26 protein-coding genes are annotated in these 26214 nt (G+C 44.3%); 25 read left to right on the top strand and 1 reads right to left on the bottom strand.

From position 1 onward, the window contains the following. The 25 genes from ADA01nite_RS18165 to ADA01nite_RS18050 all read left to right on the top strand — a co-directional run. On the top strand, positions 1–412 hold a 412-nt coding region (locus tag ADA01nite_RS18165), incomplete at its 5' end, for a hypothetical protein (protein ID WP_218029581.1). 389 nt (positions 413–801) lie between these two features. Continuing rightward, positions 802–1944, top strand: a complete 1143-nt coding sequence (locus ADA01nite_RS18160; RefSeq protein WP_146811841.1) for a glycosyltransferase family 4 protein — start codon at positions 802–804, stop codon at positions 1942–1944. Between the two features lie 108 nt (positions 1945–2052). Further along, entirely contained in the window at positions 2053–2955 is a 903-nt protein-coding gene (gene galU / locus ADA01nite_RS18155; protein WP_146811840.1) for a UTP--glucose-1-phosphate uridylyltransferase GalU, read from the top strand. Positions 2956–3020: 65 nt separating this feature from the next. Next, positions 3021–3116, top strand: a complete 96-nt coding sequence (locus tag ADA01nite_RS23140) for a hypothetical protein (RefSeq protein ID WP_371863578.1) — start codon at positions 3021–3023, stop codon at positions 3114–3116. A 29-nt stretch (positions 3117–3145) separates the two neighbouring features. After that, a complete protein-coding gene (locus ADA01nite_RS23135; RefSeq protein WP_371863577.1) occupies positions 3146–3298 on the top strand; it encodes a hypothetical protein in 153 nt (50 codons plus the stop codon). 99 nt (positions 3299–3397) lie between these two features. Further along, positions 3398–4354, top strand: coding sequence for an ATP-grasp domain-containing protein (locus ADA01nite_RS18145; protein WP_146811839.1), 957 nt, complete (start codon positions 3398–3400; stop codon positions 4352–4354). Positions 4355–4379: 25 nt separating this feature from the next. Next, positions 4380–5312 (top strand): class I SAM-dependent methyltransferase, encoded by a 933-nt coding sequence (locus ADA01nite_RS18140; protein WP_146811838.1) that lies wholly within the window; start codon positions 4380–4382, stop codon positions 5310–5312. Between the two features lie 23 nt (positions 5313–5335). Then, complete coding sequence (locus ADA01nite_RS18135) at positions 5336–6013, top strand: HAD family hydrolase (protein ID WP_146811837.1); 678 nt, start codon at positions 5336–5338, stop codon at positions 6011–6013. Further along, positions 6010–6732, top strand: coding sequence for a cytidylyltransferase domain-containing protein (locus tag ADA01nite_RS18130; RefSeq protein ID WP_146811836.1), 723 nt, complete (start codon positions 6010–6012; stop codon positions 6730–6732). Before ADA01nite_RS18135 ends, ADA01nite_RS18130 begins: the two co-directional genes overlap by 4 nt. A gap of 3 nt (positions 6733–6735) precedes the next feature. Continuing rightward, on the top strand, positions 6736–7860 hold the full coding sequence (gene pseG, locus ADA01nite_RS18125; RefSeq protein ID WP_146811835.1) for a UDP-2,4-diacetamido-2,4,6-trideoxy-beta-L-altropyranose hydrolase: 1125 nt from the start codon (positions 6736–6738) through the stop codon (positions 7858–7860). Beyond that, entirely contained in the window at positions 7857–8915 is a 1059-nt protein-coding gene (pseI, locus tag ADA01nite_RS18120; protein ID WP_146811834.1) for a pseudaminic acid synthase, read from the top strand. The genes pseG and pseI overlap by 4 nt, the downstream gene beginning before the upstream one ends. A gap of 173 nt (positions 8916–9088) precedes the next feature. Beyond that, positions 9089–10948: a flagellar filament capping protein FliD gene (gene fliD, locus ADA01nite_RS18115; RefSeq protein ID WP_146811833.1), complete on the top strand. Its 1860-nt coding sequence runs from the start codon at positions 9089–9091 to the stop codon at positions 10946–10948. 32 nt (positions 10949–10980) lie between these two features. Further along, entirely contained in the window at positions 10981–11394 is a 414-nt protein-coding gene (locus ADA01nite_RS18110; protein ID WP_146811832.1) for a flagellar protein FlaG, read from the top strand. A gap of 42 nt (positions 11395–11436) precedes the next feature. After that, positions 11437–11811, top strand: a complete 375-nt coding sequence (fliS, locus tag ADA01nite_RS18105) for a flagellar export chaperone FliS (RefSeq protein WP_146811831.1) — start codon at positions 11437–11439, stop codon at positions 11809–11811. A gap of 5 nt (positions 11812–11816) precedes the next feature. Continuing rightward, positions 11817–12203 carry a flagellar protein FliT gene (locus ADA01nite_RS18100; protein WP_170230363.1) on the top strand — a complete coding sequence of 129 codons (387 nt, stop codon included), beginning with the start codon at positions 11817–11819 and terminating at the stop codon, positions 12201–12203. Positions 12204–12263: 60 nt separating this feature from the next. Beyond that, positions 12264–14090, top strand: coding sequence for a motility associated factor glycosyltransferase family protein (locus ADA01nite_RS18095; RefSeq protein ID WP_146811829.1), 1827 nt, complete (start codon positions 12264–12266; stop codon positions 14088–14090). Positions 14091–14095: 5 nt separating this feature from the next. After that, positions 14096–15061: a dTDP-glucose 4,6-dehydratase gene (locus tag ADA01nite_RS18090; protein ID WP_146811828.1), complete on the top strand. Its 966-nt coding sequence runs from the start codon at positions 14096–14098 to the stop codon at positions 15059–15061. A 15-nt stretch (positions 15062–15076) separates the two neighbouring features. Beyond that, positions 15077–16291, top strand: coding sequence for a UDP-4-amino-4,6-dideoxy-N-acetyl-beta-L-altrosamine transaminase (gene pseC / locus ADA01nite_RS18085; RefSeq protein ID WP_146811827.1), 1215 nt, complete (start codon positions 15077–15079; stop codon positions 16289–16291). A 134-nt stretch (positions 16292–16425) separates the two neighbouring features. Further along, the gene (locus ADA01nite_RS18080) at positions 16426–21060 is read left to right on the top strand and encodes a DUF6240 domain-containing protein (RefSeq protein ID WP_146811826.1); all 4635 of its coding nucleotides are present in this window, start codon (positions 16426–16428) and stop codon (positions 21058–21060) included. Further along, a complete protein-coding gene (locus tag ADA01nite_RS23130; RefSeq protein WP_146811825.1) occupies positions 21057–21488 on the top strand; it encodes an EscU/YscU/HrcU family type III secretion system export apparatus switch protein in 432 nt (143 codons plus the stop codon). The genes ADA01nite_RS18080 and ADA01nite_RS23130 overlap by 4 nt, the downstream gene beginning before the upstream one ends. 100 nt (positions 21489–21588) lie before the next feature. Continuing rightward, positions 21589–22095, top strand: a complete 507-nt coding sequence (locus ADA01nite_RS18070) for a flagellar export chaperone FliS (RefSeq protein ID WP_146811824.1) — start codon at positions 21589–21591, stop codon at positions 22093–22095. 29 nt (positions 22096–22124) lie between these two features. Beyond that, complete coding sequence (locus ADA01nite_RS18065; protein WP_146811823.1) at positions 22125–23063, top strand: flagellin N-terminal helical domain-containing protein; 939 nt, start codon at positions 22125–22127, stop codon at positions 23061–23063. A 344-nt stretch (positions 23064–23407) separates the two neighbouring features. After that, positions 23408–24250, top strand: a complete 843-nt coding sequence (locus ADA01nite_RS18060; RefSeq protein ID WP_246147405.1) for a basic amino acid ABC transporter substrate-binding protein — start codon at positions 23408–23410, stop codon at positions 24248–24250. Positions 24251–24436: 186 nt separating this feature from the next. After that, positions 24437–25072, top strand: a complete 636-nt coding sequence (locus ADA01nite_RS18055) for an amino acid ABC transporter permease (RefSeq protein ID WP_146811843.1) — start codon at positions 24437–24439, stop codon at positions 25070–25072. Between the two features lie 141 nt (positions 25073–25213). Then, positions 25214–25411, top strand: coding sequence for a cold shock domain-containing protein (locus tag ADA01nite_RS18050; protein WP_146811822.1), 198 nt, complete (start codon positions 25214–25216; stop codon positions 25409–25411). A gap of 163 nt (positions 25412–25574) precedes the next feature. Here ADA01nite_RS18050 and ADA01nite_RS18045 read toward each other — a convergent pair whose 3' ends face one another. Then, positions 25575–26132: a BLOC-1 subunit 2 family protein gene (locus ADA01nite_RS18045; RefSeq protein ID WP_146811821.1), complete on the bottom strand. Its 558-nt coding sequence runs from the start codon at positions 26130–26132 to the stop codon at positions 25575–25577. Positions 26133–26214: the final 82 nt, after the last annotated feature.

The following is a 26214-nucleotide window of genomic DNA, read 5'->3' as shown; positions in this document are numbered from 1 at the left end:
TTTTTATGTCGGGGTTGCGGCTGAGATGCCATGGTGGTTTTCTGTGAAAACTGATGAGGTAAGAGGTAGGAGAAAAGCAAAAGCGATGGAAGGAAGAAAAAAGTGGTCGCTTTTTCTAACATCTGCTTTACCCTTCTTCCAACCTTCTTACCTCTTACCACACGAGTCCGCCATACCTGCATTCTGTTTTCATATTGGGGCTTGTGGCTGGTTGGTCATGATGGTTTCCTGTGAAAACCGTTGGGATAGGAGAGAGATGAGATATCGATTTGAGAAAGTAAAAAGTATTCATCTTATTCGCTTTTCTTTCCTCACTTTTCTTCTTTCCTTACTACACTTGCCATCTAAACGTACTTTCTATTTTCATGTCTGGATTGCGATTGATAGGTTGGTCATGTTTGGTTTTCTATGAAAATCTAAAAACAGGAATCAATGTAGCTTAGAGGATTTAATAATTATGGATAGGTTTTCATCTTCATAAAGAAGGACTATATTTTTTTTCTTGTGGTATAGGAAAGTGCATGTCGCTTTACAGTGCTAAAGCGACATGCACTTTCCCTCCATTGTAATCGAGGAAAAACTCGCGAGGCGTGTGCCGACCGTTGCTTTTTTCGTGTGGAGCGTGTGGCCTGAAGGGAGGGAAAGACCGGCAATTGTCTCCCTCTTCGAGGTACCCGGATGTTTTGCCGGTCCGACCGAAGGGCCACAAAGCGGCCGCTTGTCTTCTGTGTGGAAAAAGGACGAGCGGCATCGCCCGCGAGTTTTTCTTAATTTTAGTTTGAATATTGGGAGTCTCATGCTATGAATATTTTACATATTACAACGTATTTGCAAGGTGGAGCTGGTAGAATAATATACCAACTAGCATCGAATCAACAAAAAGCAGGTCATCGAGTCGTAGTTGTCACTAGCAAAACATCTGAGCCAGGATATAACAATTATGTCGAATATGTACAAGAACTGCATAATAATGGCATTGTCTTATATGAAATTGACTCCACTTTTAAGAGAGATATTTATTTAAATATTCATGTAGCAGAAAAGGTAAGAGAATTAATAGAAAAAGAAAGTATGGACATTATCCATGCTCATGCTGCTGTTCCTGCTTTAGTGGGAGTGGTTGCTAGAGCGGGAAAAGGAAAGTATATTCCGGTTATTCAAACAATGCACGGATGGGGAACGAATAAAACGCCAGAACATGAAAAGATGGATATCACAATTCTGAATGGGTTGGATAAAGTAGTATCGGTCTCTAAAAGTGATAAAGTTCTTATGGAAAACAAAGGCGTAGAATCAAATAGGATTATTACGATTTATAATGGAATAGATGATGGTGAGGATAGTACATTTGAGGAGGATGAAGTTATAAAGGAGATATTGAGATATAGAAACGAAGGGTTTAAGATTTTTGGATGCATTGGAACAGTTTGCAAGCGAAAAAACCAGGAGTTATTGGTTGAAGCAATTAATAAGTTGGATAGAAATGAAAAGGTATTTTGCGCATTTATCGGCGAAGGGGATATGATAGAGCCATTAAAAGAAAAGGTAAAGCTTTATGCACTGGAAAACCGGATAAAATTTTACGGTTATAAACAGAGCGGTAGTAAGTATATTAAACATTTTGATTATCTGGTTTTGCCTTCTCTTAGTGAAGGGTTTGGTTTAGTAGTAGTTGAGGCATTTAGAGAAAAAGTTCCTGTCATTGCTAGCGATATTAATGTATTTAAGGAATTAATAGATGATGAGGAAACAGGATATTTATTTATAAACGACGATGTCCAATCATTGAGAGATTTGTTGCATAGAACTTTATGCAATCATGAAGATGGAACGAAGATAGTCGAACGGGCTTATAAACGATATATAGACAACTTTAGATTGGATATCATGTTTAATAAATATAACAGCTTATATAGCGATTTATTAACATCTTTCATGAAATAAAGGTAAGAAAATTGACTTGGGTCTAATCGAAAATCAAGTTCATTAGAAAAGCAAGCTGTTAATTATAGAGAAAATACAATAAACCTGTCTGATGAGAGGAGTGCAGGCATGAAAATCCGTAAAGCGATTATTCCGGCAGCCGGGCTTGGTACCAGATTTTTACCTGCAACCAAAGCGATGCCAAAAGAGATGCTGCCGATTGTAGACAAGCCTACTATTCAATATATTGTAGAGGAAGCAATAGCTTCAGGAATTGAAGATATTATTATTGTTACAGGAAAAGGAAAACGGGCGATTGAGGACCACTTCGATATCTCTTTTGAACTTGAGTTCAACTTAAAAGAAAAAGGAAAGCTTTCGCTTTTAGAAGAGGTTCAAAAATCCTCGAAAATGGTAGATATTCACTATATTCGTCAGAAAGAACCGAAAGGACTTGGGCATGCTATATGGTGCGCCCGTAAATTTATTGGAGACGAACCTTTTGCTGTGTTACTTGGTGATGATATTGTACAGGCGGATAAACCATGCTTACAACAGATGATTGAAATATATAATCGCTACAAAGCATCTATTATCGGGGTACAGTCTGTTCCTCTGGAAGAAGTATCGCGATATGGGATCGTGGAAAAGCAAGAGCTTACACAGCGATTGTATAGCATTACTTCTCTTGTAGAAAAACCAAAGCGGGAAGAGGCTCCTTCGAACTTGGCCATTATGGGGCGGTATATTTTAACACCGAAAATTTTTGAACTACTGGAAAAACAAACGCCAGGTACAGGCGGAGAAATTCAGCTTACCGATGCACTGGCAGAATTAAATCGTCATGAAGTTATTTATGCATATGAATTTGAAGGAAAAAGATATGATGTAGGAGAAAAACTAGGATTTATTAAAACGACAATTGAGTTTGCGCTCCAGCATCCGGAGATACGTGATGGCTTAATGGAATATTTGCAGAGAGAAGGATGGAGATCATCTGCTGAAACGGAGCGAAAGCAAGTAGTAAGTTGATACTGGTAGTTGGTTTGAAATACTATCAAAATAATGTAGTAGCTACCCTTACTCTCTTAAAATTAATGATGCAACATGGCGTTACATCTTTTATTTTTTCGTCTACGGCTGCTGTATATGGGATTTCAGAAATGAAGTCATACAAATGTGTGAACAGGTAACTGGACGGAAGGCACGAGTTGAACATGAGATGAGAAAAACAGGCGATCCTGCTCGATTAGTGGCATCTTCTGCTAAAATAAAACAAAAGCTTGGTTGGGAAGCTACTTATGATTTGGAAGCAATCATTCAAACAGCTTGGAAGTGGCACTCTAATCATCCGCATGGATATACAGCAAAATAAGTCTCTCTAGTACGGAGAGGCTATTTTTTGTTCTTTTTTTAATCTTTTCCCTTACATACCGATAACCATAACATAATCTTATTGAGAAAGGAGAAGCGTATGATGCAACAAAATGTGCTAGTAACCAGCATTTCGAAAAAAGTGCCGCTTCTTCAAGCAGTAAAATATGCACTGCAAAAATCAGACTTTAATGCGATATTGATAGGCGGGGATGCCGATTCAAAATGTACTGGCAAATATTTTGTGGATGAATTCTGGCATATGCCTAAGATAACGAATTTAGAAATAGAAGAGCTTGTTCGATATTGTAAAGCAAAGGGTATCGTGCTGATTCTTCCGACCCGTGATGGTGAATTATTGTATTTCGCAAGACATAAAGAACAACTGGAAGAACAGGGAATTCATGTGATGATATCAAATGAACGTGCTGTTACAATTTGCCTGGATAAGCAAAAGTTCTACGATGAATTGTCTGCCTGTGGTTATCCTGTTATCACGACCACACAAGATATTGAGCAGTTAGAGGGAGAAAGGTATGTGGTGAAGGAGCGGTATGGTGCGGGTTCCCAAAGCATTGGGTTGGACCTTCTCAGGGAAGAGGCAGTGGCTCATGCAAAACATCTTTCTTCTCCTATATTTCAACCGTACATTGAGGGAGAGGAGGTAAGTGTTGATATGTATATAGATGCCTTTTCTCAGGTTAAGGGAGTTATTGTACGGAAACGTGAACTTGTCGTGCATGGGGAATCACAGGTTTCTACTACTTTCCGCCATCAAGAGATAGAAGAGTTATGCGCTCAGATGGCAAGTGATATGAATTTATATGGGCATGTTATTTTTCAAGGGTTACTGGATGAGGATGGGATGTTTCATGTAATCGAATGTAATCCACGTTTTGGAGGTGCTTCGTCGCTTAGTCTGGTTGCTGGATTGGATAGTTTTTATTGGTGCTACTTGGAGGCTTTGAAAAAAAACATAACGTACTATCCTTTTGTACGTAGTGAGGGTGAAAAAAAGCTTGTGCGGTATGCATGTGATTTAATCATTGACGTATGACTAGATGTAAAGGCAGGTACTAACGTTGGATAAAATAGAGCATATATATGAAGAATTTATTGAATATAAATCGACGCGTATTATAGAATGCAAAACATGTGGCTTTAAGCATGTTTACCCGATTCCTTCCCGTGAGCAAATTGAAGAATTCTATAGAAAAGAATACTATAACAGTACCTTTCACTTCGATTATAGCGTTGTAAATGAAGAGTATATAAATAAAAAGCTGGAAGAAATCGAGTCTTATACACATTATCGTGAAACGTATGAAAAAGTATGTTCATTCAAACAGACTCCTTATAAAAATATGCTGGATATTGGGTGTGGAAACGAGCTTCTTGTTCGTTTTTTTCAAAATCGTGGGTGGTCTGTATGGGCGCTAGAGCCTTCGCGCAACGCTAGTGAATACTTAAGGAAATTCTCCATTCCCACGTTTAACATAACGGTAGAGCAAATAGAGAATCTCTTATCTGAAGAAGTCACAAATTTATCCTTTGTGAATATTCAATTTGTATTTGAACACTTACGTGATCCTCACCAATTGTTGCGTGATGTATATCATCGAATGGTACCGGGGGGAATTATTAGAATTTGCGTACCTAATGATTTTAGTGAGGGGCAGAGAGCATATTGGGAATATTACAATGAACAACCATACTGGGTGCAACTTCCAGATCATATTAATTATTTTAATTTCCGTACCCTTCGCTCAACGCTGTTGACTAACGGTTTTGAAGAAGTGTATTGTACCACTATCTTTCCGCTTGAGTTTTTGCTACTGGGGGGAATTAATTATTATGGAAATCCGGATGATGCAAAAAAGGTTGGGCCATTTGTAAACAATTTCGAGCAGGCTTTTATTCGTACAGGCAGGAAGCATATACTGGAGAAATTGTATGAATCATTGGCACAAGCTGAATTTGGTCGCTCGATTATTATGTATGCGATTAAAAAATAATGTATAAGGGGTAAAGGCTTTGTATGGTGAAGATTAGAGGGATTATCTTTGATTTGGATGATACGTTGTATTGTGAACACGATTATGTCCGCTCCGGTTTTTGTGCGGTTGCGCAGGCACTGGCAGAAGCAAACGGGCAGGACGCAACGTCTATTTACGATGCGTTCGTGCAAGAGTGGCAGGAGAATGGACGGGGAAAAGTGTTTGATACGGTATGTGAGCGACTGCACTTATTTGCGGAAGTAGCGGATCTTGTGCGTATATATCGCATGCATGAGCCGATATCGCTTTCCTTGTATGAGGATGCAGATAGATTGCTTTCCTATTTGCAGAAACACTCGATTGCGCGCGGTCTGATCACGGATGGTGATAAGAGAGTGCAGTGGCGTAAAATTAAGGCGCTTCGGTTAGAGGAGCGTATTCCATGTATTATCGTCAGTGATGATTTAGGACGGGAATGCTGGAAGCCGAGCCGGGTTCCGTATGAAAAAGCGCTTACTTGTCTGGGACTTGCGCCTGCGGAGTGTGCATACGTAGGAGATAATCCGCATAAAGACTTTTGCACGGCGCGTGCGTTGGGAATGCATACGATTCGTGTCGTGCGTCCTGTTGGAGATCATATGAGTACAAGGCTTACACCGGAGATGGAAGCGGAGCGAATAGTATATTCACTGGAAGAAATCATGGAGGATATCGTATGAAAACTTTGGTGATTATGCAGGCGAGAATGGGGTCTTCCCGCCTGCCGGGAAAAGTATTAAAGCCTTTGGGAGATACGGTTGTGCTGGATTATGATGTGTCACGTTGCCGCCAGATGAATGTGGATGACGTTATTGTTGCGACTTCAACATTGCCGCAGGATGATGCGATTGTACGTTGGTGTGAAGAAAACAAAGTGACATATTTTCGGGGTTCGGAAGATGACGTGCTTTCCCGTTATTACGAGTGTGCGAAGCAGTACCAGCCTGATTATGTCATCCGGGTGACATCGGATTGCCCTTTTGTGGATTATCATTTGGCAAATGATATTATTACAGCGATGCAAGCAAACCCTTCTGACATTGTACTTGTTGAAGGAGAATTGCCGCGAGGGCTTGTTGTAGAGATGATATCATTCGCGGCGCTTGAGTACATATATCATAATGGTCATGAACCGCGCCACCGCGAGCATGTGACGTATTATGCGTACGAATATCCTGAACAATTCAAAGCAACATATGTGAAAGTGCCTGATGCGATGCGCCACCCGGAGCTGCGTATTACGCTTGATACGGAAGAGGACTATGCACTTTGCCGGGCCATTGCCAATCATTTTCTTGGGAATAAAATAGTACCTGCTCAGGAGGTTGTCGATTACTTGCTGGAGCATCCGGAAGTGGCGCAGCTGAATGCGCATATTCAGCAGAAGCCGGTGGTGTAGCAGATGAAGGTGCTATTTCGTGTCGATGCGTCAGAGAAGATTGGCACAGGTCATGTGATGCGTTGCTTGACGTTAGCACATGTGCTGCGGCGGAGGGGACATGTAGACATCTCTTTTATTTGCCGGGAAGAGAAGGGGAACCTGTGCAACTATCTTATAGAGAACGGATATGATGTATATCGGTTACCAGCTACTGAAGAAATAACGTGGGAAAAAGATGCGGAACAGACTGAATCCGTATTGGTGAAGGCGGGATGGAGTGATTGGCTGATTGTCGATCATTATCAGTTGGACGCGCACTGGGAGCGGTGCATTTGTCGTAGCAGCCGCGTTGGGCGGATTATGGTAATCGACGATTTAGCGAACCGTCCGCATGAGTGTGATGTATTGCTCGATCAGAATTATTACTGCAATATGCGAGAACGCTATGCAGGACTTATTCCAGATGATTGTACAGTGTTGCTGGGACCTGAATATGCGCTGTTGCGTGAGGAATTTTCCGTGGCTCATCGAAACATGAGGGAGCGTACCGGGGAACTGCGAAGAGTGTTATTGTTTTTCGGTGGGAGTGATCCGACTGGAGAGACATTGAAAGCGTTACGAGCGTGGGAGCTGTTTCTGGAAGCGATATATAGACAAGGAGAAGATCATAAACATTCTTTTATTGTCGATGTGGTTGTTGGTAAAGTGAATCCGCTGCGCGAAGAGGTGCGGCAAGCATGTGTGGAACTGACGGAGAAGTATACCACGGATATATGCCGGATTATGTACCATTGCCAGGTGAATAATATGGCTGAGTTGCTTGTAAAGGCAGATGTAGCACTTGGGGCCGGCGGTGTGACGACATGGGAGCGCTGTTATTTGGGGGTTCCTTCGCTTGTGGTAATGGTTGCGGATAATCAGGTAGAGACGACACAGGCTGTCGCAGAAGAAGGAGCGATTCGTCTGCTTGGGTGGCACGAAGAAGTGAGTGTAGAAAAAATAGCAGAAGAACTATATGATTTGTTTCGGCATCCAGAAGCGTTGTGCGCAATGAGCCAGGCTTCCTTACGCTTGATGGGTGCTGCGCGTGAAGAAATAGCTGGCGTGAACAAAGTAACGGAAGTTTTGGAAGAGGTGACAAGATGAATCACATACGTACGATTACGATTGGTGGAAAGAGCATTGGTCCCGATCATCCGCCATTTATCATTGCGGAAATGTCAGGGAATCATAACCAATCATTGGAGCGGGCACTTACAATTGTGGAAGCGGCAGCGCAGGCGGGTGTACATGCGCTGAAACTTCAAACATATACTGCGGATACAATGACGCTGGATATTTCAGAAGGTGACTTCTACATTGAGGACCCGAATAGCTTATGGAAAGGGAACTCGTTGTACAAGCTGTACCAGGAAGCATATACGCCATGGGAATGGCATAAGCCGATTTTTGACCGCTGCCGGGAGTTAGGGCTTATCGCCTTTAGCACACCGTTTGATGAGAGTGCGGTTGACTTTCTTGAATCGCTGGATGTACCCGCGTATAAAATCGCATCGTTCGAGAATACTGATTTGCCGCTTATCCGTAAAGTGGCAGCTACTGGTAAACCAATCATTATTTCAACGGGAATGGCGACGGCCGCTGAACTTGATGAGACAGTACGGGCGGCACGGGAAGCGGGATGTAAGGATCTCATTTTGTTGAAATGTACGAGCACATATCCGGCCACTCCAGAAAATACGAATCTACGTACATTGCCGCACTTGCAGCAGTTATTTGACTGCCAGGTAGGCTTGTCGGATCATACGATGGGAACCGGGGTTGCTGTGGCAAGTGTTGTGCTTGGTGCGACGGTTATTGAGAAGCATTTTACGCTTTCACGGGCGGATGGTGGAGTGGATTCGGCATTTTCGATGGAGCCGGAAGAAATGAATGCGCTCGTGATTGAGACGGAGCGGGCATGGCAGGCGTTGGGTCAAATCCAGTATGGTCCGACGGAGAAGGAGAAACCTTCCTTAAAGCATCGCCGTTCATTGTATGTAGTGCAGGATATGAAAGCGGGCGATGTGTTTACAAAAGAGAATGTACGCGCGATTCGTCCGGGGGCTGGATTGGCACCGAAATATTATGAACAACTGCTTGGCAGACAGGTGAAGTGTGATGTGAAGCGAGGAACACCTGTAACATGGGATTTGTTGTAGAAAGATAGAAGGTGGAAGGCATTAATATATATTGAGAACGGTGTACCTCGTATACAATTAATACAAGAGGTGCATTTTTTATAAATTTCTTAATGCGGCAGAGAAAAGTTCCGATACTTTACATAAGAGAATTGGAAGGAATTGCGTTTTTCGTATGAAGGGGGAGGAGTATAATGAGTACTGTAAACCGTATTACAGGTTTTTCCGGATTTGATACAGAGTCGTTAGTTCAGAAGCTTATGGCAGCCGAACGTGCGCCGATGGATAAGCTGAAATTAAAGAAACAGCAGCTTACGTGGAAACAGGATATGTATCGTGATATGAACAAATTTTTCGCGGCAACTTTTGCTGTAGTTGATAAGATGCGTTTGTCGAGTAATTGGAATACGATGAAGGTTACTTCTTCAAATGAAAGTACAGTATCAGCTTCTGGAGGAAATGCAAGTGGTTCCCATACAGTTCAGGTAATTCAGTTAGCTGGTTCTGCGAAGCTTTCCTCTAATGTATTCGGAACATACGAATATGGTCAAATTTATACAAATCCAATTCCAGCTACTGGTGTAACTATTGCTTCAACAGAGACATTAGAGATTAATTATAACGGGACGCTAAAAACTATTAGCATCGATCCGGGAACTTATACGAGTGATAGACTTAAAGACAAGATTCAAAGTGAGATTAATACGGAATTTGGTTCTAACAAGATTAATGTACAAAACATTGATGGACAATTGATATTCATGCCCACTGATTTTACTGGAGGTCCTGTCAATTTGAGTATAACTCCAAGCGCAGGAATAAATGGTATAGGATGGAATGGTTCGCCGACCAAAGTATTATCCCCTTCCAATAAAATTGATGAACTAGGCTTAGGCTTGCTTACTGGTGAAGTGGCTGATTTTAAAGTGAATGGTAAGACCATTTCGGTAGATCGAACCATGACCATTCAAGATGTAATTAACAGAGTCAACAGCTCTGGCGCAGGAGTTAGAATGAGCTTTGATAGTATAAATCAAACATTTTCTTTTGTAAGCCAAACAACTGGAAGCGCCTCTCAAGTTGTTCTGGAAGGAGTAACGGGAACAAGGGGGGAAGATTTCCTTAATAAGATTGGATTTGGTGCTGCTAATCGTAATTCATACGGTCAGGATGCGGTAGCCATCATTGATGGCGTAACCAGAACTTCTTCCACCAATTCCCTTACTGATGAAGGTGTAACTTATTCTTTAAAAAAAGTGACTGCTGTTGGTGAGCAAATTACGATTAATGTGGATCGCGATGTTGATGCGATGATTAATCAGGTGAAAGAGTTTGTTACGAAATACAACGAAATGGTAGAGGCGATTAGCCTTAAACTTAAAGAAAAAGTAAACCGAAAAATTCAGCCAATGAGCGATGAAGATCGGAAAAATATTAAAGAGGCTGACTTAAAGCTATGGGAGGAGGAGGCGAAAAAAGGACTCCTACGCAGTGATGACATCTTATCCAAAGCGCTTACGGATATGCGGATAACTCTTTACGGAGCGGTTAAAGGCAGCCGATCCGATGGTAAAGACGGATTACTCTCGCAAATCGGGGTCACCACTTCTTCCTTTACTGGTGAAAATGGTGGTTTTACCAAATCACCCGCTGCGATGGATGGGATGCTGGCAATTGATGAAGCGAAGCTTCGTAATGCAATTCAGGAAAACCCTGATAACGTGATTAAGCTATTTACTAATTATCCGGTAAGCGGTTCTGCAGGGAGTCCGGACTATGAAGGGCAGAAGGGTCTTGCGCATCGTCTCAAAGGTTTGCTGGATGATATTCAGGATCAGGTAAAGAAGCGCATTGATAATAAAGGTCTGGTTGGAGCCAATGATGATTTTTCTATCGAGAAAGAAATTCGCAGCATGACCAGAAGGTTGGAAGATTGGGAAGAGCGTTTGAACAGAAAAGAAGATATGTACTATAAGCGTTTTGCTCAGATGGAAAAAGTTATGAGTCAGGCCAGCGCACAAAGTTCCTGGATTGCTTCGCAAATGATGAAGTAATTTCACGTAAAGTAGAAACAAAGGAGGACATAATGATGAATCTAAACGATGTGACCTCCGCTTCTATATCGCACCATATGAACGTTACAACAGGTTTTGTTGAGGCGTCGCATACTGCAAAAAAAGCAGAACAGGAAACAACTGTTTTGCCAAAGGATACGATTACTTTCACTAAAGATATAGGACAATTGTTGCATATGCAAGAATATGAGCTGTCCGATATTGAAAAGCAGCGAGTAGAAAAAGTTGAAAAAGCGCTAAAAAGCATTCTAGGGCCAGAGAAGAGATGGGAATTTTCCGTGCATAAAGACTTGAAAGAGATTATGGTTAAGGTGATTGACCGGGAAACAAAAAAAGTGCTGCGCGAAGTCCCACCGGAAAAACTTCTTGATATGGTGGCTGGAATGTTGAAGACAACAGGACTTTTGATAGATAAGAAATGGTAATACAATTAGGATAAAAGGCCTTTTGAAAGGAGAGCTAATAAGATGAATACATTGGCTCAGCAAAAATACAAGCAAAATTCGATTACGACCGCTCCTCCGGAAGAATTGACGCTGATGCTTTATAAAGGTGCTGTTCGCTTCATTAACGCAACACAAAAGGCATTAGCGGAAGGGAATATTGCTGAAGCGCATCGTTTGAATATCCGGGTACAGGACATTGTTGCAGAGTTGATGGGCGGATTAAATATGGATATTCCGATAGCCAAAGATCTAATGAAACTTTACGATTTTCTGCTTCATCGTCTGGTCGAAGCCAACGTGAAGAAAGATTCTGCAATATTAGAAGAAGTTAAAGGATTCTTCAATGAATTTATTGAAGTATGGACAGAAGCAATAAAAATTGCGAAACGGAAATAAAGAAGATGTATAGCAAAGAAAGGTTATATTATCTGGAACAGTTTTTGGCCTATACAGAGGAATTGGTCACCGCTCTGGAAGAGGAGCGGTATGAAGAGTTGGATGCACTATTGGAAAAGCGACAGCAAGTGATTGTAGCTGTTGATGCATTGGATGCGGCAGCAAGTCCGCAGGTTGTGCAAGCCAGTAAGCCGCTGTATTTATCTTTATTAACAAAAATTGAGCAGCAGGACAGACAGTTTCGGGAATTAGCTGAAAAGAAAAAACAGGAAACGGCTTATGAATTGCAGAAAATACGTGCATCGAAAAGGCTAAACCGCTCCTATCGGAATAGCCCTTATAGTAACGAAGGGTACTATATTGACCAAACCATCGGTTCGACAAAAGTATAAGCTAAGGCCAGAACTGGTCTTAGCTTATATTTCGTATAAATACGGAAAGGTTGGCTAGCAATGATGAGCGGAAGTGCACAGCAAACATTTGTGAGAAACCTGAATTTTTTTCGAAAGCATTACCCATCGTTTTATGAGCTGTTGCAGGGGAAGGAGCCCGTACGTGTAAACTATCGTGTACAGCAGGCGAGAAAAGCCGCTGTGCCTGTTATCGAGGCAAACAGGGATGGCAGATGGCAAGCGATACATAGCATGTATGATCCGCTTCAGGAAGCGGTGCGTTGGGCGCAAACGGCTTTGAAAGAAGAGACGACGGAAGTTATATTGTTTGGACTTGGCTTGGGCTATTTTATGGAAGCGTTACTTGCAATAAAGCCGGAGCTAAGGTTTTATATTTTAGAGCCGGATATGGATATATTCTTACATTCGATGGCAGTGCGTGATTGGACAACTTTTCCCTGGCATCAAGTGTCCTATTTAGCGTTTGGTTCGAACGATGACGTGTTATACGGACTGCATCAGTCGTATTTTGCACACGTGCATGAGAAAATGCAAATTCTTGAACTCCCTTCATATACCCGTATATATGAAGCGGAACATCAGCGTTTTATTGAAACGTTAAAGGATAATCGAGAACAGTATGTGACCAATATGATGACGACGCTTTTCTTTGAAAAAGTTTGGGTTCGCAATGTGGCCAGGAACATAGAGAAAGTGGCATCTACCCCATCCATTTTTTCTATGGCATCATTATTTCAAGATCGTATTATCATTATAGCTGCTTCCGGGCCATCCCTAATTGACTCTATTCCCGCGATTCGAAAAGCAAAGAAGGAGCAGAAAGCTCTCGTAATTGGGGCCGGTACAGGTGTAAATGCATTGCTTAAGCAGGGAATTATTCCTGATGCATTTGTGTCGTACGATCCACACGATCCGAATTATCATATACTGAAACCGGTGTTTGCGAGCGGGATTCCACTTATCTTTGCAAGCACGCTTCATTATGGGATTGTGAATGAATATGAAGGACCGATGGCACATTTTATTACGTCCCAGGATTATATGTATCCTTATTTGGATAAAAGATTCAATCGATTTGAGACGATTGCAGATTCTCCAACGGTGACGCTGATTACGATGCAACTGATGTTGAAAATGGGGTGCAAAGCGATTTATTTGGCTGGCCAGGATTTGGCGTACATCGGGCAGAGGAGCTATGCGGAAGGGACATCTGCTCAGCATGATGAGGTAAACGATACGCTTAAGCGGGGGACATCCGGTGCACTGCAAGTGATCAACAATCAAGGTGAATGGGCAGAAACAAACGAAAGCTTTTTAAATATGAAAAGGAACATTGAATGGGTTATTAAAAGGAATGAAATTAATAATATATTTAATCTTTCGGCTTATGGTGCCAAAATCGAAGGGATTCCATACAAATCAGTACCTGAATTAATTCAAATACTTGACGCGGAAGAATCACAGCCTATTGAATTTGTATTTCCGGAAGTGAATCCGAAAAAGAAGCAGCGTTTTCTCGAAATTTTGCATCGTGATATCCGTTCATTCGCTCGGAATATCCAAAAAATAGAAACTCTTTGGGCGAAAATGGATAAAGAAGATAGGCTACATCCGATTCGATGCGAACAATTGGTTATAGAGTATAACTCGATTGTAGATCGTTTTGTAAACAACCCCGGGTTTATGGCATTGTTTTATCCGTGGATGCAAGTTCATCTGCAACATATGCAGCGAGCGCTTCACCAGATTAAGGACCTGCCGCTTCATAAGCATTTTCCTGTCCTTCGCGATTTAATGTCAACATTTGTACCGGAGGCAAAGGCAGCGTTGCAATTCTATCAAGAGACATTTAAGGAGATGAAATAAGAGAAATGAACGTACTTGTAACAGGTGGAGCAGGATTCATCGGACGCTGGGTGGTAAAGCGTCTGCTGGAAGATAAACATAATGTTTGGATTGTAGATGATTTATCAAACGGACGCCGGGAAAACATAGAAGAATTCCTTTCAAATCCGGGCTTGAAAGAATTTATTGTCGGCGACATTAAAGATGAAGCGCTGCTTGCTCAATTATTTGAGAAGGGGCAATTCGATATCTGCTACCATCTTGGCGCTTCTATTAATGTACAGGATTCTATCGACGACCCGCGCACCACATTCAACAACGATACAGTGGGCACGTTCTATGTCATGGAACAATGCCGCGCACATAACGTCAAAGTCGTATTTATGAGCACATGCATGGTATATGATCGCTGCACAGATGAAGCGGGAATTACCGAAGAGCATCCCATCAAGCCTGCTTCTCCGTATGCAGGCTCGAAAATCGCGGCTGAGAATATGGTTCTCTCCTATTATTATGCGTATGGACTACCGACGGTTGTTATCCGGCCGTTTAACACATACGGTCCGTTCCAGAAAACGGGCGGAGAAGGCGGCGTTGTCGCCATCTTTGTGCGCAACCAGTTGAAAGGATTACCGATTCAAATCTATGGCGACGGAACGCAGACAAGAGACTTATTGTATGTAGAAGATTGCGCGCGCTTTGTCGTCCAGGCAGGTTATTCGGATAGAGTGAACGGACAAATTGTAAACGCAGGACTGGGCCGGGACATTTCAATCAACGAACTGGCCGAACTGATTGCGGCAGGAAACGAAGTAGCGCCAGAGCAGGTAGAAATAAAGCATGTACCTCACATTCATCCGCAGAGTGAGATTCAGAAGCTGCTGTGTAACTATGAAAAAGCCGAGCGCCTACTAAATTGGAAACCGGAAGTAGATTTAGAAGAGGGCATTGCACGTACACGGGAGTGGATTCATACCAGTCATTTACTGTAGAAAGCGAGGAAAAACATGAACCAAATGGAGAAACTCGCGATTCATGGAGGAAAACCAGTACGAAACTCTTTACTTTCATACGGCTCACAGTGGGTGACAGAAGAAGATATTGCCGCAGTGGTTGAAACGATGCGAAGTCCCTTTCTTACGCAGGGGCCGCAGATTATAGAGTTTGAACGCAAAGTGGCAGACAAGAGCGGAGCTAAGTATGCGGTGGCTTTCTGTAATGGAACGGCGGCGCTGCATGGTGCTATGTTTGCTGCAGGAATAGGAGAAGGCGATGAAGTGATAACCAGCCCCCTAACATTTGCAGCAACATCCAACTCTGTACTGTATCAGGGAGGAATACCGGTGTTTGCGGACATTGACCCTCATACCTATTTGCTGGACGTGGAAGCGGCCCGCAATGTTATTACACCACATACCAAGGCGATAGTTCCTGTTGACTTCTCCGGACAGCCGGTGAATATGCAGGCGTTTCGGGCACTGGCGGATGAACATGGACTGGTCTATATCCAGGATGCGGCCCATTCACTTGGGGCTTCGTATGATGGAAAGCCTGTGGGCTCGATTGCGGATATGACAATGTTTAGCTTTCATCCCGTTAAGCCGGTTACTACGGCAGAAGGCGGGGTTATCGTAACAAATAATGAAGAGTACTACGAGAAACTTCTTCGCTTCCGTTCTCACGGAATCACAAAGGACAATCGATGGATGGAAGGGAAATCTGAAGGGTCCTGGTATTATCAAATGATAGAACTCGGATATAACTATCGTCTGACCGACATTCAAGCTGCGCTTGGCGTGACGCAAATGGAACGTCTTATGGAGTTTCTGAGCAGAAGAAATGAGATTGCACGGCAATATGATGAGGCGTTTGCGGGTCTAGAACGCGACGGCTTGCTTCGCAGGCCGGTAGTAGATGTAAAAGCTGTCTCGGGATGGCATTTGTATGTCATATCACTCGGTCTGGAAAATCTAAAAACGGGGCGGCGAGAAGTGTTTGAGGCGCTGCAGGCGGAAAACCTTGGCGTCAATGTTCATTATATCCCTGTCTACTGGCATCCGTATTATAAAAAGCTGGGCTATGAGAGAGGAATTTGCCCGCGTGCTGAGCAGGCCTATGAGACATTTGTAACGATCCCTCTCTTTCCAAGAATGAGTGATGAAGACGTACAAGATGTAATTGCTGCGGTAGAAAAAGTGGTTACTTTTTTTGCAAAGGCGTAATACAGCATGTTTATAGAAGATCGCTTCTTTATTAAAGAGAGGCGGTCTTTTTTTCGTTCTATCCTTCTGTAAGTTCGGCTGCTTTTTTCCGATATACCGAGTAGAAGCTTTAGTGTGCGGAGAGGAGCAGCGACATGAAAGTTTTTGATTTTTTGCGTAACACAGGTGGTATGCCGACCGCGGGACGCAATTCCGATAGTCGTCCATCATCGGCGATGGAAGCGGTAATTAAAGAAAGAGTTTCGGCAAATGAAGCGATCGTAGAGATAGAAGGGAAGAAAGTAAAGGCGGTATTTGAAAACGGAGTGCCGGCTCAATCCCGCGTGTCGGTACAGGTGACTGCGGCTAAAGAAGACAGGATTCAGGTTCGCGTAGCGCAGCAGACAGAAACAGACATGGATAGTACGGGGAAAACGGGACAGAACATAGAACGGATAATGCGTGAAGCGGGCGTGAAGGCCACTCCGGAAATGCGTGAAGCGGTCCGGATTTTATTTGATGGCAAGCAACCGGTAACGAAAGAAACAATAAAAAACGTTGAACAGATCTTGCAAAAAGGTGAAGGAACGGTTCAGCAGAAGCTGGATGCTTTGCAGATTATGATGAAAAAAAATATCCATGTTACCGTTAAAAGTTTCGAGGCGGTATTTCGAACTCTGCACGGACCTACTCTGGATCAATTAGTAGAAAGAATGGCAGATGAGTTGCCGGAGTTAGCCGGAAAACCGACTGGGGGTGAAAAAACGACTGCGCGGGCGAATCACCAGGCGGCAAGAGTAGAGATGATGGAAAAGAATGCGCAGCCAGAAAAGCCAGAGGTTAGACTTGCGCGCCAGCTGGCAACGCTGCGTGATGCTGTAGTGCAAGCGGAGAAACAGAAAGGCACGATTGATAAAGAACAGTTGCAGAAACTGATTCGGGAGATGGAAAATACGCTGGAGGCAGCCAAAGAAAGCAGTGCTATTTCCAAAGAGACGGGACAGCGGGTAGAACGGTTGACAAGGCAAATGCAGAACCTGACGCAATCTGCAGTAGGTCAATCGAAAATGTCGGTAGATCAGGTGACCAGGGTAGCTGACCGCCTTGAGCTAAATCGGTTAATCAAAACGATAGCAATGGAAGTGAAAGACAGAACAGAAGCATCTGTGTCTCTGCCTAACTCCCGGGCAGAAGATGTTGATAAAGCAGTAAGAGAGAATGCCCGGCAAGAAGCAAGAAGAGTGCAGCCACAGGTAAACCGAGAAACAGCAGGGAGAGAAGGCAGCCATACATTAGCCCGTCAACTGGATACGATGGTAAAGGTGATTTCCGGTAGACAACCGGTTAACAGGGAGGCACTTCAGCAGCTTGTACAGCAAGTGAAATTCCATCCGGAATTAGCGCAGGTAAATTCAGGCGCACGGGAGCAAATACAGAAAGCTGTCCAGCAGATAGAGCAGGCGGTGCATGAAACGCCACAGACCGAGAAGGTGGTATCAGCGGACCGATTAGCCCGGCTCGTTGACCGTGCGAATTTGGAGCAGGCGGCAAAATTGGCGGCACGGGAAACGAGTTTAGCTCCTTCTATTGTTGTACCTGGAAGCGGACGTGGAGAAAAGGCAATACGTATGGAAGGTGCAAACGGTCATCATGTACCTCGGTTGTCTCAAAAGATTGAAGTACTAGCGAAAGCTGTTTCCAGCGGGCAACCGATAAATAAAGAAGCTTTGAGACAGCTTGTAGAACAAATTGGGCGAAGTCCAGAGTTCACCCGGTTAAGCACCGAAACACGAGAGCAATTAGAAAAAGCAGTAAAACAAATAGAACAAGCGGTACGAACAACGCCATCGAATGAAAAGATTGTATCGTCTCAACGACTGGATCGTTTTGTCGACCGCGCCAATTTAGAACAGGTGTCTAAACAAGCATCTCGTGAATTAAACTCTGCTCAAGTAAAACAGGAAACACTGAGCCCTTCTTCTACTATAGCAAAGGGAAACGCACCGACAGAGAGCATTATACAGAGCAGAGAGAAACAAGCAGGCATAGGCGGAAGTCAACAGCTATCGGAGAAATTAGAAACATTGGTGAAAGCAATAGCCAGTGGGGGACAACTGGATAAGAAGCTCTTGGAACAATTTGTTCGACAAATCAAAGAGAGTCTGGAATTGAAAAGTATGAGTGTTCAAACCCGGCAAGCTGTTCAGCAAGCCGTTGCTTCGCTGGAACAAGTCATGCGCCAGGTTCCATCATCGCAACCGAGTGTGTCAGGGCGGGTGCTTGCGGAGAGAGGAAGTCTCCGTCTGCTAGAGCAGGCGACGAAGTCCGTGTCACAAGAGATAAAGCTGAATACATCTTCCGAAAGCAACCGTCCGGCAGAGCGTTTGGCACAGAAACTTGAAGTGCTGGCGAAAGCCGCCTCCAGCGGGCAGCCCATAAATAAGGAAGCATTGCGGCAACTGGTAGAGCAAATTAAGCAAAGTCCGGACCTCGCCCAATTGAGCGCTGTCACGCGTGAACAAATTCAAAAAGTGGTGAACCAAGTCGAGCAAACGGTGTATAAGATACGGACGAATGAACGGGAAGTTTCCGCAGAGCAGGTGATAAAAAATATATCGGCACAGCGCGATGCTGTCCCTGTTGAGCCAAAAGGACATCTTTCTCCCGAAGTAAAGCCGCAAGTTGCCGAACTAGAAAAAGAAGAGGTACCTTCTGAAAAAAGTGCTTTACGTAAGGTGCAGAGGGAAGTGGCAGAGCGGGTTCTCGTCATTCGAACCGAGGGAAGGGTGACGCGTCAGCAAATCGAAGGGCTTCAGCAAGCGGTACAAAATCTAATCCGTGAAGCCGGAGGCAGTGTTGCCCTCCAACAGGATACCCGGCGCTTTATGGAACAGATAAGCAAAGATCTTCGTATGTCGATGAGCTATGAAGCGGTAGGGCGAAGTGCCGAAGGGAAAATCATTGTGCAGCGTACTGCCGATCAGCTTATTCAGGCTTTCAAGCTGCCGGTTGTGGAAACGGCAAAAGGGGAAGCGGTACAGAGGCAGGCAGATGCACTGCAATCTTCGTCACCAGTGGTATTGAAAACGATGGCGCAGACGTATGAGCGTCTGAGTGGAATCGTAGCCGCAGCCCGAGCAGAAATACAAAGCTCATCTGGAGTTACGGCATCAGCGCTTTTGCATGGAAAAGAATTATCCGGTTCAAGTTTCGGCTTAGAAACGGGAAGAATGCCTCAACAAATTTTGCAGGATGTTCAATGGTTGCTGGAAACGACCATAGAAACGGAAGGGCTTCCTAAAGAAATGGTTCAGAAACTACATCCTTTGCTCTCCGCGTTAGAAGAAGCGGCAGTGTCGCAGGCTTCATTTGCAACGGGAGAAATCGATGCGCTCTTTGAACAGGATGCGGCTCAGCGTATCCAGGTGGATGCAGATGCGGCGCTTACGCAGATTCATCGTTTGTTTGAAGAAGAAGCGGGACGTCTGGCGGCTTATGCTAATGTGCAAGCAGCTAATTTCGAACTCATCTCCCATTATATTCCAGAACATCTGCGCCAGGTAGCCGAAGAATTTATGCAGACGAAGAAAGAAATCCTTAGTAACGTAGAGCGAATGAGTCAATTTCTGCGGCAAGAAATTCCGCAGGCATCATCTTATATTAAGCAAGTAATCGAGCCGACGATTGAGATGGTAAACCGTCTCGTTTCTAAAGGTGAGTTTGCGCTGTTTGCCGATATGGAGTTTGAGCACAGTGTATTGAAAATCAGTGGGCAATTGCAGGATATAAAAAGCATGCTGGATAAAGGCCAGACAGAACAGGCACTGCGGTCATTCCAGGCTATCCGCAGCGAATTGGAAAAGCTGAACTGGCAGCCTTCTTACATGAAGGTAGAGCGTTTTTTCTCCAAAAAAGCGGGTGAAGGCAGGCTGCAAAATCCGCTCGAACTATACGGTAGAGAATGGAAGAATAATGAATTAACCGGGCGCGGAGTACAAGAGTGGATGCGTGGGATGGGACTCGGATACGAACGGGAAGCGATTGAGTGGATGAGCCGTCGAGCCGGTGAAAATAGAGAAATGGGGACCGGTGTATGGAACGGAAACAGCCTCAACCTGGGGCAGGGCTCTTCTTTGACCTCCGGTGGTGTACCTTCCGGACATAAAACAGAAGCTTTTCCGTCGTTTACTCAATCCGGTCAGCAGTCCTTCCAGTCTCAGGACGAAAGACCACAGAACATGAAGAGTATGATTATGGACCAGTTGGAGAACGGCAATCTCTCGCCACGCGCGCGTGAAGTACTTGAACAGACGCTATCCAATGTAACCGGTCAGCAGCTTCTTTCTAAGCATGAGCCGGGGGCACCGGTACAAACCATGTATTTTCAATTGCCGCTGCCCTGGGAAGAGGGGATGCAGAATGTACAAATGCATATCCATTCCCGAAATAACGGAGAGCAGATGGATTGGGAGAATTGCAGCCTCTTTTTCTTCCTTTCCACACCGAGGTTCGGTGATACAGGCATTGGCGTGACCGTAGTAGAACGGGATATGACATTGCGGATTCAAAATAATCACCCGCAGGTAGAGAGAGCTTTTGAACCGTACATCCCTCAGTTAAAAGAGCAATTGCAAGGACTAGGATATCGTATCCAGGGCATTTCGTTTGCGCCAATGAATGAGCCTATTCAGGAAAAGAAGCCTTCCGCTCTTCCACTTGTTGACGTAGAGAAAGCGAGAGCCAAAGCGGCTTCTATGATGGTGCGTGAAGGAGTAGATCTCTCTATATGATTCACAAATATTTTCGTCGCCCGTCAGCTGACGCTAAGAAGGAACCCACACGGGCGGCGGTGATTCGATATGACAAAGAGAAAGATAATGCTCCGGTTGTCGTGGCACAAGGACGAGGAGAAGTAGCGAGGAAAATTATCGAAAAAGCGAAGGAAAGCAATATTGCGTTGCAGGAGGACGCCCTCTTGCTGGATAATTTGTTCTCGTTGGACTTGGGCAATCAGGTTCCGCCTCAACTTTATCAAGTAATAGCAGAAATCTTGCTGTTGGTACGACGGGCCAACATAGGAGAAACAGGAACAGCCCCGGCTTTCAGGCCTGTGATAACAACCCACTCCGTACGTGACACTGCGTATTGGGATGAACCTGACGAAGATGAAAAGGATATAAGCCTCGAAGATTTATTGGGAGCTATAAAAAATATTTAGGTAAATGGTAATGTTTTCTTTAAAATCATCTTAAAATATTGGATTTTACACCGATACAAAAGGTAGTTAATAAGAATTAAACAAGAGAAAGCAAGGTGGCATGATGATGGAGCGCGTAATTACGCCGGAGAATGTCGAGTTAAGCGATATTCATGACCGTCCTGAATTGATTACTTCTCTGCTTTACAAAAAGTTTCTACAAAAAATAGATGAAGCGATAGAAGCGACACCCCGGCGCAAATATGACAAGGCAAATAGCGCTTTACAGCTTTGTAACGATATCGTTACCCGCCTTGGTTTTGGCATTAAGTATGAAGCGGGTGTGCTGGCGGACCGCTTGGAGATGCTATACCAGTATGTATTTGAATTGGTTTTAGAAGCGAATCGCACAAAAGATGTTGCCAAGATGGAAGAAGCGAAACGAATCATTAAAGATCTTGACGAAGCATGGACAATTGCGATGGAAAAAGTTAAGCAGTCGGGCAATGCAGCCCCTTCGACAACTGCTGGAATAAAAGCAAGAAGGCCGGCTCTTAATCCCTATGAGCGGATGGAGATTGATCAGGAAACGTTGGAACAAGCCCAGGCTAAGCCGAGGGAGTTATAAAAAGAAAAATTATTGGAGAGTGAATGTAAATGCGTATTAACCATAATATTTCGGCATTAAACTCATACCGTAATTTATCCCAGAACCAAATCGGTATGGGAAAAGTGCTGGAGAAGCTGTCTTCAGGCTACCGTATTAACCGTGCTTCAGATGATGCTGCAGGTCTTGCAATCTCCGAGAAGATGCGAGGTCAAATTCGAGGTTTGCAGCAAGGGCAACGTAATACAATGGACGGTATCTCGCTGATTCAGACAGCGGAAGGTGCGTTGCAAGAAGTGCATGCAATGTTGCAGCGCATGCGTGAGCTGGCGGTTCAGGCGGCGAACGATACATATTCTACAACCGATAAAAAAGCGTCTCAGGATGAAGTTAATGAGCTATTGAAACAAATCGACGACATTGCGAAAACGACGGAGTTTAATGGTGTATTGTTACTGTCTTCCGGTAAAAACCCTAACGGAGTTATCGGCATCAGCGGAAAAATAGGCATCCAGTTTGGGGCCAATACGGACAATTATCTGGAGCTTAAATTATCTGGCGGTATTAACAAAACAATTACCAAATCAGGCGTGAATACTACTTTTACACTGCAAATCAGCGGAGCGCGCATTGACCTTAAGACTTTGAAGCTTGTCAGTGGCGGTTACCCTGGTATTAATATGAGCCAACTGCTCTGGACTTCTGAAGGTGCACGCAATGCGATTGCCATTTTTGATAACGCCGTTCAGGCGGTATCCGCAATCCGTTCCTATTTTGGTGCGATTAACAACCGCCTTGAACACGCAGTTAACAACCTGTCTAACTATGCAGAAAACCTAACAGCGGCTGAATCCCGCATCCGTGACGCGGACATGGCGAAAGAGATGACAGAGTTTACGAAGTACAACATCATTAACCAATCCGCAACGGCGATGCTGGCGCAGGCCAACCAGCTGCCGCAGGGTGTTTTGCAACTTCTCAAAGGCTAAATAAATTTGAAAAAGGAACTCTTGAAGATTCGTTCTTCGGGGGTTCTTTTTTTAGTGTAGGAAAGTATATTGCCTTATCACTGTAAAGTCATATACACTTCCCCCACGGTACTTTATGAAAAAAACTTTTCTTTTTTTCGTAATAACAATTGGAAGAATATACAGATTATTGTTTAACTATTCAATTGGCAGAACTTTAAAGTGATAAAGCGATAAATAAACCAAAAAAATTCTATCAATTCCTGTACTTTTTCATTGTAATTGACTAAAGACCTCCTTATAATTAAAGAAAACATGATTATCTACAAACAAACTGAACGAATCAAAGGGGGACATTAGGCACAATGCGGACGCAAAAAACAATGAAAGCGCTTTTTTCGGCGCTCATGCTGGTGCTGCTCGCCGTCATGGTAGCGGCGTGCGGCGGTGGAGACAAAGGGGCAAGCCAGCAGGCCAGCGGACAGGCTGAACAGGGGAAAGAAGCTTCTTCCGGCGGGGAAAAGAAAGTACTGAAAGTCGGAACCGATGCAGCGTATCCACCGTTCGAGAAGCAAGGTCCGGACAGCAAGCCGGTGGGCTTCGATATGGACATCATTAAAGCGATTGCGGAAGTCAACGGCTGGGAGCTTCAAATAGAGCATGCCGGATGGGACCCGCTGTTTGAAGACATCGATAAAGGAAAGCGTGACATCGGAATTTCCGCCATCACCATCAATGACGAGCGCAAGCAAAAATACGATTTCTCCGATCCGTACTTTGATGCATTCCAGTTAATCATGGTACCGGAAAGCGCAAACGTAACGAAAATCGAAGACATTAAAGACATGCGCGTAGCCGTACAGAGCGGTACGACAGGTGCCGATCTGGCTGAGAAAGTCCTGGGCAAAGGCAATCCGAAGCTAAAAGGTTTTGATGATACGCCGTCTGCGGTGGAAGAGCTGTACGCGAAGCGTGTAGACGCTGTTGTAGCTGATAATGCGGTGCTGAATGACTTCCTCAAAACGTCTGGCAAAGAAGGCTATAAAGTAGTAAAAGACCCGAATGTTGTGCCGGAGCAATACGGCATCATGGTGAAGAAAGGCAACAAAGAACTGCTTGATGAAATCAACAAAGGGCTGAAGACCATCAAAGAAAACGGCAAGTATGACGAAATCTACAAGCAGTACTTTGGCGAAGAGAAAAAATAAGCAGAACATGCAAAAAAGCATCTAGGCAATCGAATGTTTATCCGATATAATGAATACGTTATGCATAAAGAGAGTGCGCGCGGACAAGTTCTCGCGCACTTTTCGCCTGTTTATCGAGAAAGCTTATGAAGAAAGGCTGTGGACGTATTGGAACTGGATTGGGGCGTCATTTACGAGTACCGTGAGATGTTTATCCGCGGTGTAGGATATACGATTCTCTTCACTTCTGTCGGTGTGTTTATGGGAACGATTCTCGGATTAATCTTCGGTCTGGGCCGCCTGTCGAAAAATCCGTTGCTGCGCTGGCCGTCTGTCGCCTACATAACCGTGTTTCGGGGGACGCCTCTGTTTGTGCAGATTCTTTTGATTCACTTTGCGGCGATTCCTGAGATTTGGGCGCTGTTTACCGATGGAGAGCCGCCGTCCGCCGTATTCTCCGGTTTCGTGGCACTGTCTCTCAATGCGGGCGCCTACATAGCCGAAATCTTCCGTGCAGGGATTCAATCGATTGACCGGGGCCAGATGGAAGCGGCACGTTCACTGGGAATGAATCATGGGCAGGCGATGCGTTTCGTTATCCTGCCGCAGGCATTCAAGCGTATGATTCCGCCGCTCGGTAACGAGTTCATCGCGCTGCTGAAGGATTCCTCGCTGCTGGCGGTTATTGCGGCGCCGGAACTTGCGTACGCGGGGTATGCGACAGCTAAATCGACATTCGCCCGCTGGGAGTCGTACCTGACGATGGCGGTCATCTATTTAATTCTAACGCTTATCATCTCTCGTTTTGTCGCTTACCTTGAGAAGCGCTTTGCGACAGAGTAAATCATTTTCTAAATTGTCGAATAACGGCTGGTTTCGTCGAGCGATTTAATTTGACTTAGGGCTGTGGGGGATGGTATAGTCAAGATGTGGGAAAAACAACAACTTGTTCCCATATTTTATTGACGGAAAGGGATGTATTTGATGCAAGGTAAAGTTAAATGGTTTAACGCTGAAAAAGGTTATGGTTTCATCGAACGCGAAGACGGAGACGACGTATTCGTACACTTCTCTGCTATCCAAGCAGAAGGTTTCAAATCGCTCGAAGAAGGACAAAGCGTTGAATTCGAAATCGTTGAAGGCGCTCGTGGACCTCAAGCAGCGAATGTTGTTAAGTTGTAATATGCATCACCTTTCCTGGTAATGGAAGTAAGGTAGATTCAAATACAACGAACGATAACTACACCCCCGGATATATTTCCGGGGGTTTTCAGTATAAGAAAGTGTATTTTGCTTTACAGTAATAAAGCGAAATATACTTTCCTTCCATGCCCGCGAGTTTTTCTCAATTCTCTAGCAGTTTTTTAATATTGGCCAGGACCCGTTCATTCCGTACAGACTTTTCCCAGGTGTGGTCGATGTCCCGTTCGAGGGAAGAAAGCCGCTCCATGATTTCCGTATGATTTCGTCCAACTTTTTCCTCTACGCGGTGCAGGTTACCTTCGAGGCGATGGACATCCATAGTAAGCGCTTCGAGTTTCGCGTTTGTCGTCTCCTGGTTTTTCAATAGCGATGCTATCTCCTGTTTTATTCCGTCCTGTCGCAGTTCCACATTCGCTGCTCTCCGGTCGAGGTTTTCTACTCTTTGTTCAAGATTTGCCACCCTCTGGTCGAGGTTGTCTACCTTCTGTTCAAGATTTGCTGTCCTCTGGTCGAGGTTGTCTACCTTCTGTTCAAGATTTGCTGCCCTCTGGTCGAGGTTGTCTACCTTCTGCTCGAGCTTCGCCACCCTCTGGTCGAGATTCGTTACTTTTTCGTTTAGTTGTTTTAAATCTTCTTTAACGGGCTGCAATTCCTCACGAAGCAAACTGCGAAAAGCATTCAACATTTCATCGCTCGACACGGCTTATTTCCTCCCCCCATTCGTACGTATTCCTATGTACAATACAGTATAGCATAAAACCAAATCCTTGCGCTTTTACTTT

The sequence above is a fragment of the Aneurinibacillus danicus genome (assembly GCF_007991215.1).
GTDB lineage: Bacteria > Bacillota > Bacilli > Aneurinibacillales > Aneurinibacillaceae > Aneurinibacillus > Aneurinibacillus danicus.
This window is presented reverse-complemented; position numbering and strand designations above follow the sequence as displayed.